The sequence below is a fragment of the Bacillus sp. PS95 genome (assembly GCF_037963565.1).
Classification (GTDB): Bacteria; Bacillota; Bacilli; order Bacillales; family Bacillaceae; genus Bacillus; species Bacillus subtilis.
This window is the reverse complement of sequence record NZ_CP150160.1, coordinates 2,864,362-2,876,577: the sequence shown is the minus strand read 5'-3', so window position 1 is coordinate 2,876,577 and position 12,216 is coordinate 2,864,362. Positions and strand designations below refer to the sequence as shown.

Here is a 12,216-nt window from a genome sequence, read left to right as displayed (position 1 = left end):
ATGAAAGGAATGATCAGAGGCATGTCTGAACATCAAGCAGTGATTCAAACAGATATCGCAAAAGGAACCATTAACAAAAATATATACGGTCATTTTGCTGAGCATTTAGGAAGAGGGATTTATGAGGGGATCTGGGTCGGAACGGACTCAGACATCCCCAATATCAACGGGATACGAAAGGACGTGCTGGAGGCGCTCAAACAGCTGCACATTCCTGTCCTCAGGTGGCCGGGCGGGTGTTTTGCGGACGAATACCATTGGGCAAACGGTGTCGGTGACCGTAAGACAATGCTGAACACTCACTGGGGCGGTACAATTGAATCAAATGAATTCGGAACGCATGAATTTATGATGCTTTGCGAGCTGCTTGAATGCGAGCCATATATTTGCGGCAATGTCGGAAGCGGAACCGTTCAGGAAATGTCGGAGTGGATTGAGTATATGACATTTGAAGAAGGCACGCCGATGTCAGACTGGAGAAAGCAAAATGGAAGAGAAGAGCCTTGGAAGCTGAAATATTTCGGTGTGGGCAATGAAAACTGGGGCTGCGGCGGCAACATGCATCCCGAATACTACGCAGATCTGTACCGGCGTTTTCAGACTTATGTCCGCAATTACAGCGGGAATGACATTTATAAAATTGCAGGCGGCGCAAATGTGGATGATTTTAATTGGACGGACGTGCTTATGAAAAAAGCCGCTGGCCTGATGGACGGGTTGAGTCTTCATTATTACACGATTCCGGGGGATTTCTGGAAGGGCAAAGGATCAGCCACAGAATTCACGGAAGATGAATGGTTTATTACGATGAAAAAAGCCAAATACATCGATGAATTGATTCAAAAACACGGCACGATTATGGACCGGTACGATCCGGAGCAGCGGGTCGGGCTGATTATTGATGAATGGGGCACGTGGTTTGATCCCGAGCCAGGCACGAATCCCGGTTTCTTATATCAGCAAAACACCATTCGTGATGCACTGGTGGCGGCTTCTCATTTCCACATTTTCCATCAGCATTGCCGCCGGGTGCAAATGGCCAACATCGCCCAAACAGTAAACGTTCTGCAAGCGATGATTTTGACTGAGGGAGAGCGGATGCTTTTGACACCGACGTACCATGTATTCAATATGTTTAAGGTGCATCAGGACGCTTCTCTTTTAGCCACAGAGACAATGTCTGCCGACTATGAATGGAACGGTGAAACGCTTCCGCAAATCAGCATTTCAGCGTCGAAACAAGCTGAAGGCGATATCAATATCACAATTTGCAACATCGATCACCAAAACAAAGCGGAGGCGGAAATCGAGCTGAGAGGCCTACACAAGGCAGCGGACCATTCCGGAGTCATTCTTACGGCAGAAAAAATGAATGCGCATAACACGTTTGACGATCCTCATCATGTCAAACCGGAATCCTTCAGGCAATACACGCTCAGCAAAAACAAACTGAAAGTAAAACTCCCGCCAATGTCAGTCGTCTTACTTACGCTGCGTGCTGATTCTTAATCGCGCAAGAGCGCCGGAGCTTCATGCCGGCGCTCTTTTTCAGGTTTTAAAACAGCTCCGGCAGGGCATGGTAAAGTACATGACAGTGAAGAGGAGATGTGATCTTATGCTTCGTACCATTTTAATGATTATTGGGGCAATTGTTGTGATCGGGGCCATTATCAGATTTGTGTTTTAAAAAAAGAGCATATCCCATTCAACCATATAAAAATGAGTAAACCGGCTGTGATCAGGAAAAAATAATTTGTAAGCATTAAAATAGCGTGAACGAATGGGAGATGCTATACTAAAAATCATCATTTCACATTGGAGGAATTCAATAATGGCTATCGTAAAAGCAACTGATCAATCTTTCTCAGCTGAAACAAGTGAAGGCGTCGTACTGGCAGACTTCTGGGCTCCTTGGTGCGGACCTTGTAAAATGATTGCACCTGTTCTTGAAGAATTGGATCAAGAAATGGGAGACAAACTGAAAATCGTAAAAATTGATGTAGATGAAAACCAAGAAACTGCCGGAAAATACGGCGTTATGAGCATCCCGACTCTTCTTGTGTTAAAAGACGGCGAAGTAGTTGAAACTTCAGTCGGCTTCAAACCAAAAGAAGCGCTTCAAGAGCTTGTAAACAAACATCTTTAATTTTCCGCTGCTTACATGCCAGAGCGATTCCGATTGAGGGATCGCTTTTTTTATTCGCCAATTGTGAATCATAGAGAAAAACAAACGTTCGTGTTAAACTGGAAATAAAGGATTAAACATAAGGAAGGGTAACATATGAACAAACAACTGAAAGAAAAACTCGCCCTCCTTCCTGATCAACCGGGTTGTTATCTCATGAAGGACCGGCAGCAGACTGTGATCTACGTAGGGAAAGCAAAAGTGCTGAAAAACAGAGTGCGCTCCTACTTCACCGGTTCTCACGACGCGAAAACCCAAAGGCTTGTGACGGAAATCGAGGATTTTGAATATATCGTGACGTCCTCCAATCTTGAAGCGCTTATTTTAGAAATGAATCTGATCAAAAAGCATGATCCGAAATACAACGTCATGCTCAAAGACGACAAAACCTATCCTTTCATAAAACTCACCCATGAACGCCACCCAAGGCTGATTGTCACCCGCAATGTCAAAAAAGACAAAGGGCGCTATTTCGGGCCGTATCCGAATGTACAGGCAGCAAGGGAAACAAAAAAACTGCTCGACCGTCTGTATCCTCTCAGAAAATGCTCCAAGCTCCCGGACAGAGTGTGCCTTTACTATCATCTGGGCCAATGCCTCGCTCCGTGTGTAAAGGATATTTCCGAAGAGACGAACAGAGAGCTGGTTGAAAGCATTACACGTTTCTTAAGGGGCGGCTATAATGAGGTCAAAAAAGAGCTTGAAGAGAAAATGCATGAAGCTGCTGAGAATCTTGAGTTTGAACGAGCAAAAGAGCTTCGTGACCAAATGGCCCATATTGAATCAACGATGGAAAAACAAAAAATGACGATGAACGATCTAGTCGACCGTGATGTATTCGCGTACGCGTACGATAAAGGCTGGATGTGCGTGCAGGTCTTTTTCATCCGCCAAGGAAAGCTCATTGAACGCGATGTCAGCATGTTCCCGCTTTATCAGGAAGCAGATGAAGAGTTCCTCACGTTCATCGGGCAGTTCTATTCAAAAAACAACCACTTCCTTCCGAAGGAGATTTTAGTTCCGGACAGCGTAGATCAATCTATGATCGAGCAGCTGCTGGAAACAAACGTTCACCAGCCGAAAAAAGGCCCGAAAAAAGAACTGCTCATGCTTGCCCATAAAAATGCGAAAATCGCATTGAAAGAAAAATTCTCTTTAATCGAACGGGACGAGGAGCGTTCAATCGGGGCAGTGCAGAAACTAGGTGAGGCATTAAATATTTATACGCCGCACAGAATTGAAGCGTTTGACAACTCAAACATACAGGGGACAAACCCGGTTTCCGCGATGATTGTGTTTATCGATGGCAAACCATACAAAAAGGAATACCGCAAATATAAAATCAAAACTGTTACAGGGCCGGATGATTACGGTTCTATGAGAGAGGTTGTCAGAAGACGCTATACGAGAGTGCTTCGTGAGAATCTGCCGCTGCCCGATCTGATTATCATTGACGGAGGAAAAGGGCAGATCAACGCAGCAAGGGATGTCATTGAAAATGAACTCGGCTTGGATATCCCGATCGCCGGTTTAGCGAAAGATGAAAAACACAGAACCTCAAATTTACTGATCGGTGAGCCGCTGGAGGTGGTGTATCTGGAACGAAACAGCCAGGAATTTTACCTCCTGCAGCGCATTCAGGACGAGGTGCACCGTTTTGCAATCAGTTTTCACAGGCAAATCCGCGGCAAAAGCGCGTTTCAATCCGTTTTGGACGACATCCCGGGTATCGGAGAGAAAAGAAAGAAAATGCTGTTAAAGCATTTCGGTTCCGTTAAAAAAATGAAGGAAGCAAGCCTTGAGGACATCAAAAAAGCCGGTGTTCCCACAGCGGCGGCTCAGCTCCTTTACGACAAATTGCAAAAATAATGTTGTCCTTTTAAATAAGATCTGATAAAATGTGAACTAATTTCATAGTTAGATCGTGTTATATGGTGAAGATAGAGGTGCGAACTTCAAGAGTATGCCTTTGGAGAAAGATGGATTCTGTGAAAAAGGCTGAAAGGGGAGCGTCGCCGAAGCAAATAAAACCCCATCGGTATTATTTGCTGGCCGTGCATTGAATAAATGTAAGGCTGTCAAGAAATCATTTTCTTGGAGGGCTATCTCGTTGTTCATAATCATTTATGATGATTAATTGATAAGCAATGAGAGTATTCCTCTCATTGCTTTTTTTATTGTGGACAAAGCGCTCTTTCTCCTCACCCGCACGAACCAAAATGTAAAGGGTGGTAATACATGGGTCTTATTGTACAAAAATTCGGAGGCACTTCCGTCGGCTCAGTCGAAAAAATTCAAAATGCGGCAAACCGCGCAATTGCAGAAAAACAGAAAGGCCATCAAGTCGTTGTCGTCGTTTCAGCAATGGGAAAATCCACTGACGAATTGGTCAGCCTTGCAAAAGCTATTTCTGACCAGCCGAGCAAACGCGAAATGGATATGCTGCTGGCGACAGGCGAGCAGGTCACGATTTCACTCCTTTCAATGGCATTGCAGGAAAAAGGCTATGATGCTGTGTCTTATACTGGCTGGCAGGCGGGAATCCGTACGGAGGCCATTCACGGAAACGCCAGAATTACAGATATCGACACTTCGGTTTTAGCAGACCAGCTTGAAAAAGGAAAAATTGTCATTGTTGCAGGATTCCAAGGCATGACAGAGGATTGTGAAATTACGACATTGGGCCGGGGCGGTTCAGATACAACAGCAGTTGCTTTGGCTGCCGCTTTAAAAGCTGATAAATGTGACATATACACAGACGTGCCAGGCGTGTTTACAACTGATCCGCGCTATGTGAAATCAGCGAGAAAACTTGCGGGCATCTCATACGATGAAATGCTTGAGCTTGCCAATTTAGGCGCCGGCGTTCTTCATCCAAGAGCAGTTGAGTTCGCGAAAAATTACCAAGTGCCGTTAGAAGTGCGTTCAAGTACAGAAACCGAAGCGGGAACATTAATTGAGGAGGAATCATCCATGGAACAGAATTTAATTGTCAGAGGCATTGCATTTGAAGATCAAATCACAAGAGTAACCATTTACGGGCTGACTAGCGGCCTGACAACTTTGTCTACTATTTTTACGACACTTGCCAAAAGAAACATAAACGTGGATATCATTATCCAAACGCAGGCCGAGGACAAGACTGGAATTTCCTTCTCTGTCAAAACAGAAGATGCAGACCAAACCGTTGCGGTGCTTGAAGAGTATAAAGACGCGCTGGAATTTGAGAAAATCGAGACAGAAAGCAAATTGGCTAAAGTATCCATTGTTGGATCCGGCATGGTCTCAAATCCTGGTGTAGCGGCTGAAATGTTTGCTGTACTGGCGCAAAAAAACATTTTAATCAAAATGGTCAGCACTTCTGAAATCAAAGTGTCAACAGTCGTAAGCGAAAATGACATGGTGAAAGCAGTCGAGTCGCTTCACGATGCATTTGAGCTTTCAAAACACCCTTCAGCTGTGTAATGACAATCAAAAAGGCGGGACTATGCAGTCACCGCCTTTTTGATTACACTGGGTCTTTCATATCCCATTTCACAGTCAGAACCACTTTATCGGCTCTCTTTTTCACTTGTTCATATGATTCGGCAATCTGATCATTCATCAATTGAATTTGTTCAGCGATAAAACCAGCCTCCAGCTGAAAGCAAGGTTCTTTCTGATGTTTAAGCCGGTTGGAAATAATCGGCCCTTCAAGTTCAAATTCAAGCTCCTGTTTTTTAGCGCTTACGTTGGTGAGGGTTCCCCAGCCCGCTTCTTCAAAGAAGGCCGGAAATTCCTCCCATGATTTAAGAGGAAACTTACGGGCGAGATGTTTTCCTGCCCAATACATCATGGAAGAGTAATCTTGGCCAAGCATATCTGGGAGAACGATCTCTCGTATTAGTTCGTAGGCATAGGCGTTCATTTCAATTTCTTTTAGGTTGTCAATAGATGCTTCAAATTTAGACTTCATATCTGTCTCCCCTCTCTCCTGCGTATATTATAGCTCAAACAGGGGGGAGGATTACAGAATGATCCTGTAATTCTTATGAAAAATTAAGCAAGAAATATATATTGATAAAATAAAATTTTTCAATCAACTAATCAATTCGGAAAATTATAATTTATGTACGCGTTTTCTTGACGCCCTTTTGAGGGAGGAGTAAAATGAAATTGTCAATAAATCTTAATAAAGTGCTTACAATTGAAAGAAGTGGGGGAAGAGATTTAGCACATTTCGCACTTATCAAACAGGGGGTAAAGTAATGTCTGGGAACAGAGAGTTTTATTTTCGAAGATTGCATTCCTTGCTTGGCGTCATACCGGTCGGCATCTTTCTTATTCAGCATTTAGTCGTCAACCAGTTTGCCGCAAGGGGCGCTGAAGCATTCAATAGCGCTGCTCATTTTATGGATAGCCTGCCTTTCAGGTATGCCTTGGAAATTTTTATTATCTTCTTACCATTAATTTATCATGCAGTTTATGGTGTGTACATAGCGTTTACTGCGAAAAATAACGCAGGCCAATACAGCTACATGAGAAACTGGCTATTCGTCCTGCAGCGTGTAACCGGTATCATCACCCTCATTTTCGTCAGCTGGCACGTGTGGGAAACCCGCATTGCCGCACAAATGGGTGCTGAGGTCAATTTCGACATGATGGCGAATATTTTGAGCTCTCCGGCTATGCTTGGTTTTTACATTGTCGGTGTTTTATCAACAATTTTCCACTTCTCGAACGGTTTATGGTCTTTCGCTGTTACATGGGGCATCACGGTAACGCCTCGTTCTCAAAGAATTTCGACATACGTTACGCTGATTATTTTTGTTGCACTGTCATACGTAGGCTTAAAAGCGATTTTCGCATTTGTTTAAGAGTACTAGATTACTAGAGGGAGAGGGGCTATCATGAGTCAATCAAGCATTATCGTAGTCGGCGGGGGTCTTGCCGGCCTCATGGCGACAATTAAAGCAGCGGAATCAGGAATGGCGGTTAAGCTGTTTTCCATCGTTCCTGTCAAACGTTCTCATTCGGTTTGTGCGCAAGGCGGCATAAACGGAGCGGTCAATACAAAAGGGGAAGGTGACTCTCCGTGGGAACATTTTGATGACACGGTATACGGGGGAGACTTTCTTGCCAACCAGCCGCCAGTCAAGGCGATGTGTGAAGCGGCGCCTTCGATCATCCACTTATTAGACCGGATGGGCGTCATGTTTAACCGGACGCCTGAAGGCCTGCTTGATTTCCGCCGATTCGGGGGTACACAGCACCACAGAACTGCTTATGCTGGTGCGACGACGGGACAGCAGTTGCTTTACGCACTGGACGAGCAAGTGCGCAGATACGAAGTTGCGGGTCTGGTCACAAAATACGAAGGCTGGGAATTCCTTGGCGCTGTTTTAGATGATGACAGAACCTGCCGTGGAATTGTTGCACAAAACCTGACAAACATGCAAATTGAATCCTTCCGTTCAGACGCTGTCATTATGGCGACGGGCGGACCGGGAATCATCTTTGGAAAATCAACGAACTCCATGATTAATACAGGATCTGCTGCATCAATCGTTTATCAGCAGGGAGCTTATTATGCAAACGGAGAATTCATTCAAATCCACCCGACAGCCATACCGGGCGATGACAAACTAAGACTGATGAGTGAATCAGCGCGTGGTGAAGGCGGGCGCGTGTGGACATATAAAGACGGCAAACCATGGTATTTCCTGGAGGAAAAATATCCGGCATACGGAAACCTGGTGCCGCGTGATATTGCAACACGCGAAATATTTGATGTGTGTGTGAACCAGAAGCTCGGCATTAACGGTGAAAACATGGTATATCTCGATCTGTCTCATAAAGATCCGAAAGAGCTTGATATTAAGCTTGGCGGCATCATTGAGATTTATGAGAAATTCATGGGAGACGACCCGCGTAAGCTCCCAATGAAAATCTTCCCGGCGGTCCATTATTCTATGGGCGGTTTATGGGTGGATTACGATCAAATGACAAATATCCCTGGACTGTTTGCGGCTGGGGAATGTGATTATTCTATGCACGGCGGCAACCGCTTGGGAGCGAACTCCCTGCTGTCTGCGATTTACGGAGGCATGGTGGCCGGTCCGAATGCGGTGAAATATGTAAACGGCTTAGAATCTTCAGCGGAAGACATGTCTTCATCTTTATTCGACGCTCACGTTAAGAAAGAAGAAGAAAAATGGGCTGATATTATGAGTATGGACGGAACCGAAAATGCCTATGTTCTTCACAAAGAGCTCGGTGAGTGGATGACGGCGAACGTAACGGTTGTCCGCCATAATGACAAGCTTTTGAAAACGGATGACAAAATTCAGGAGTTAATGGAGCGCTTCAAAAAGATCAACATTAATGACACGACAAAATGGAGCAACCAGGGAGCGATGTTCACACGCCAGTTCTCAAACATGCTTCAGCTTGCTAGGGTGATTACCCTTGGCGCATACAACCGTAATGAAAGCCGAGGCGCCCATTATAAACCGGATTATCCTGAACGTAATGATGATGAATGGCTCAAAACAACAATGGCTAAACATGTAAGCCCGTATGAAGCGCCGGAATTTGAGTATCAGGATGTCGATGTATCACTGATAACGCCTCGGAAACGGGATTACTCGAAGAAGAAGGTGGCGAAATAATCATGAGTGAACAAAAAACCATACGATTTATTATCACACGTCAAGATACAGCCGACAGCACGCCTTATGATGAAGAATTTGAGATTCCATACCGCCCGAATCTGAACGTCATTTCCGCTCTGATGGAAATCCGCCGGAATCCGGTTAATGTCAAAGGTGAGAAGACAACCCCTGTCACATGGGATATGAACTGCCTTGAGGAAGTATGCGGCGCATGTTCAATGGTCATAAACGGAAAACCCCGCCAGTCTTGCACGGCGCTTATCGACCAGCTTGAACAGCCGATCCGTTTAAAACCAATGAAAACATTCCCAGTCGTTCGTGATTTGCAGGTTGATCGCAGCAGAATGTTTGATTCATTGAAAAAAGTAAAAGCGTGGATACCGATTGACGGTACGTACGATTTAGGACCGGGGCCGAGAATGCCGGAAAAACGCCGTCAATGGGCATATGAATTATCAAAATGCATGACATGCGGCGTCTGCCTTGAAGCTTGCCCGAATGTGAACAGCAAATCGAAGTTCATGGGGCCTGCACCGATGTCGCAAGTCCGCCTGTTTAACGCGCATCCGACAGGCGCCATGAATAAATCTGAACGATTAGAAGCATTAATGGATGAAGGCGGCCTTGCAGATTGCGGCAACTCGCAAAACTGTGTTCAATCCTGTCCGAAGGGGATTCCGCTTACCACTTCGATTGCAGCCTTGAATAGAGATACAAACTTACAAGCGTTCCGCAATTTCTTCGGAAGCGACAGAGTATAAGAAGAAAAAACCTCTTCCGCATGGGAGAGGTTTTTTTAAACAATAAGGAGATGAAAAAAGATGAAGCTTCCCGCTTATATTGATATGCCGTTTCAAGAGTGGAAAACATCCTTTTCTTTTTTTAATGAGGTATCCGTAAGATTTTCCGAGACAGACATGTTTGGGCATATGAATAATGTAACCCCTTTTATATATTTTGAGGAGGCGCGGATTTCTTATTTTAAACAGCTGAATATGATGAGTGAAAACAAACAGACCATGACAGTCGTGGCAAGCCAGCAATGCGATTATTTGCGCCAAGTCATGCCTTATGAAGAGTTGCGCATCTATGTGAAAACAAGCGCAGTCGGCAGTTCATCTCTTACCTTGCACTATCTCGGAGAGAACCTCGAAGGCGAACCCTGCTTCACCGGGGCAGTCGTGATGGTTCAAGTCTCAAAGGAAAGCGGCAAGGCTGTCAGCTGGACGGATGAGGAGAAAGAAACGCTTCTTCATACACGATAAACTAATTATCTTGTAAACGTCACCTCCTGCGCCCTTCTTACATATGATATCTCGACTATATCAAAACCCATTCGTTTCTGATTCGCTCTCACCTTAGCAAGGAGGGTTACAATACTTGAAGGAGAAAGAATTTCAATCGAAGCCGCTGCTAACGAAAAGAGAAAGAGAAGTGTTCGAATTGCTCGTTCAAGATAAGACAACAAAGGAGATTGCAAGCGAGCTATTTATCAGTGAGAAAACCGTTCGAAACCATATTTCAAATGGTATGCATACCGGTCGCAAACTAAGAGCCCTTTAGAGGCTCTTTTTTTATATGATGAGTCGTTTTTTATTGAAGTACATATTGATGCGGGTCATCGCAAATGACTCTGGAACCTTGAAGGCATCGGCAATGACTTGAACTGCGTCGTATAGATTACGGGGGATGTCCATTGCTCGGAGCATGAAAGTAGGTATACAAAAGTGATACGCAAAATAATTGGCCTGGTACTCTAAATATCGTTTCCACGAAGCAGGCATGATCTTATCATCGTTCATGTGTCTAAAATCATGGCAAACCTCATGAGCAAAATCCAGCCACTGTTCCTGTCGTGTCTTTCGTGAATCTAAAGAAATTGTATACATGCCGTTGAATCGCAGAGCAAAACTCGTTTCCGGATTGTAAACAATTAAGATGTCCAAGGCCTGAGCAATTCTATCAAAATTAATCTCATGTGGCTTTGTAATATTGATCTCCCTGTAAAGCTGTTCAATCCAATCTTCTAAATGGCTGTTAGTGTATCTCAAAGATGAAACCTCCCTTAAATAACCAAATATGTGACTTTTATCATAGGCTTTATTGTATCTTATCACCTATTTTGTCGAAGGTGAACAAACATATGTTCCTTTTTTAGCGAAAAGAAAAGCCCCCTTTAGGGGCTCAATTTAATTTGAATCTTTTTTCTTAGCTTCTTCAAAACTCAAGATATCAAAATCTAGTCTTTTCTCGCTTCCTAAATCATCATAGGTTTTTGCATCACTTGGAGGAGAAATAATCATTTTCAAACTAGTGATATCTTTTGAATTATCTTTAAGTATCCACCATGCCTGGCCTTCTTTTTTAACTTTTCCTAAGAAGTCTCCGCCTACTTCACCCATTAATCCCATTTCAGATTCAAGCTGTTCTCCTGTATTTGTAACAATAACAGCTTGGTTAGGGTCAAACGTTACGTCCTTAGAAGAAGTGTTTTCGGCCTTCATATCGACAACAATAGCCCGAACCTTATCTTGATCATTAAAATAAAGTGATTTTGCATCATCATCTGGTTGAATTTCGAGAACGTCGACACTGTTAATATAAAGCTTCATGCTGCCCATCGTAACAGGTTTTATAGGAGTGTCTTTACCGTCAATTCCGACTTCGTCGTTATATCCAACGCCGATATCTTTAACGTGGCCCAGTCCTTCAATATCACCTTCGCCAGTTTTTTCAAACTGTTCTTTTAGTGCAGCATCTTGTTTAGCTTGCTCTTTTTCTTTATCAATTTTATCGACGTAAACGGCTTTCACTTTAGGAAGGGCACTTCCTTCAGCTCTGCCTTCATATGTACCATAAATTTTAACCGTATCGTTTAGTTTGAACTTATCAGCGCTTTTATTGCTTACTGTGTAAACTTCAGATCCATCGCTATTTTTACTTACAGTAAACTCAACATTTTTAGAAACTGTATCCCCATCATCATTGACGTTATCGGCATAAGTAACATCGCCTTCAATGACAATTTTTGTCCCTTTCTTAATGCCTGCGCTATTTACTTTTTCATAGGCATATGATTTTGCATCTTTTTTAAACTGGTCTTCAGCACTAAGTGAGCTTGTCTTGCTTGAAGAAGATTTTTCATTACTACTTGAAGAGTCAGAACTACATGCAGCTAAAGAAAAACTAAGAGTCAATGCTCCAATACCTAATAACCATTTTTTCAATTGTAATTTCCCCTTTTATAATGAAGTGCAATCTCTTTCTTTGTATCGTCTAAATAAAGGATTTTTTTACTTTTTCTCTCTAAAATCTGAGTGAAAAACCCTGAATGTTTTACCTCAAAATTTGCGGTTGAATGCAGAAATAACCTCACGG

At 43.6% G+C, this 12,216-nt stretch carries 12 protein-coding genes and 1 riboswitch; of the genes, 9 read left to right on the top strand and 3 right to left on the bottom strand.

Features of this window, described 5'->3' with window-relative positions:
• Positions 1 to 21 precede the first annotated feature (21 nt).
• The 4 genes from abfB to NSQ12_RS15090 all read left to right on the top strand — a co-directional run bounded on the left by abfB (position 22) and on the right by NSQ12_RS15090 (position 5,650).
• Positions 22 to 1,509 (top strand): alpha-L-arabinofuranosidase AbfB, encoded by a 1,488-nt coding sequence (gene abfB, locus NSQ12_RS15105; RefSeq protein ID WP_004398654.1) that lies wholly within the window; start codon positions 22 to 24, stop codon positions 1,507 to 1,509.
• Positions 1,510 to 1,831: 322 nt separating this feature from the next.
• The gene (gene trxA / locus NSQ12_RS15100; protein ID WP_003222500.1) at positions 1,832 to 2,146 is read left to right on the top strand and encodes a thioredoxin; all 315 of its coding nucleotides are present in this window, start codon (positions 1,832 to 1,834) and stop codon (positions 2,144 to 2,146) included.
• Positions 2,147 to 2,281: 135 nt separating this feature from the next.
• Positions 2,282 to 4,054: an excinuclease ABC subunit UvrC gene (gene uvrC / locus NSQ12_RS15095; RefSeq protein ID WP_044052482.1), complete on the top strand. Its 1,773-nt coding sequence runs from the start codon at positions 2,282 to 2,284 to the stop codon at positions 4,052 to 4,054.
• 64 nt (positions 4,055 to 4,118) lie between these two features.
• A riboswitch (Lysine riboswitch) is annotated at positions 4,119 to 4,298 on the top strand.
• A 125-nt stretch (positions 4,299 to 4,423) separates the two neighbouring features.
• Positions 4,424 to 5,650, top strand: coding sequence for an aspartate kinase (locus tag NSQ12_RS15090; RefSeq protein WP_024572581.1), 1,227 nt, complete (start codon positions 4,424 to 4,426; stop codon positions 5,648 to 5,650).
• Between the two features lie 43 nt (positions 5,651 to 5,693).
• Here the strand turns inward: NSQ12_RS15090 and NSQ12_RS15085 are convergent, their stop codons facing one another.
• Positions 5,694 to 6,140 carry a YslB family protein gene (locus NSQ12_RS15085; RefSeq protein ID WP_088467308.1) on the bottom strand — a complete coding sequence of 149 codons (447 nt, stop codon included), beginning with the start codon at positions 6,138 to 6,140 and terminating at the stop codon, positions 5,694 to 5,696.
• A 292-nt stretch (positions 6,141 to 6,432) separates the two neighbouring features.
• Between NSQ12_RS15085 and sdhC the strand changes: the two genes are divergently transcribed.
• The 5 genes from sdhC to NSQ12_RS15060 all read left to right on the top strand — a co-directional run bounded on the left by sdhC (position 6,433) and on the right by NSQ12_RS15060 (position 10,401).
• Positions 6,433 to 7,041: a succinate dehydrogenase cytochrome B558 gene (gene sdhC / locus NSQ12_RS15080; RefSeq protein ID WP_003222512.1), complete on the top strand. Its 609-nt coding sequence runs from the start codon at positions 6,433 to 6,435 to the stop codon at positions 7,039 to 7,041.
• A gap of 33 nt (positions 7,042 to 7,074) precedes the next feature.
• Complete coding sequence (sdhA, locus tag NSQ12_RS15075; protein WP_003229567.1) at positions 7,075 to 8,835, top strand: succinate dehydrogenase flavoprotein subunit; 1,761 nt, start codon at positions 7,075 to 7,077, stop codon at positions 8,833 to 8,835.
• Between the two features lie 2 nt (positions 8,836 to 8,837).
• Positions 8,838 to 9,599, top strand: coding sequence for a succinate dehydrogenase iron-sulfur subunit (gene sdhB / locus NSQ12_RS15070; protein ID WP_003229569.1), 762 nt, complete (start codon positions 8,838 to 8,840; stop codon positions 9,597 to 9,599).
• 60 nt (positions 9,600 to 9,659) lie between these two features.
• Positions 9,660 to 10,103, top strand: a complete 444-nt coding sequence (locus tag NSQ12_RS15065) for a thioesterase family protein (RefSeq protein ID WP_077671534.1) — start codon at positions 9,660 to 9,662, stop codon at positions 10,101 to 10,103.
• A gap of 115 nt (positions 10,104 to 10,218) precedes the next feature.
• A complete protein-coding gene (locus tag NSQ12_RS15060) occupies positions 10,219 to 10,401 on the top strand; it encodes a LuxR C-terminal-related transcriptional regulator (RefSeq protein ID WP_032722321.1) in 183 nt (60 codons plus the stop codon).
• A gap of 11 nt (positions 10,402 to 10,412) precedes the next feature.
• Here the strand turns inward: NSQ12_RS15060 and NSQ12_RS15055 are convergent, their stop codons facing one another.
• The gene (locus NSQ12_RS15055; RefSeq protein ID WP_032722320.1) at positions 10,413 to 10,889 is read right to left on the bottom strand and encodes an ImmA/IrrE family metallo-endopeptidase; all 477 of its coding nucleotides are present in this window, start codon (positions 10,887 to 10,889) and stop codon (positions 10,413 to 10,415) included.
• A gap of 138 nt (positions 10,890 to 11,027) precedes the next feature.
• Positions 11,028 to 12,065, bottom strand: coding sequence for a hypothetical protein (locus NSQ12_RS15050; RefSeq protein WP_032722319.1), 1,038 nt, complete (start codon positions 12,063 to 12,065; stop codon positions 11,028 to 11,030).
• Between the last annotated feature and the right edge of the window lie 151 nt (positions 12,066 to 12,216).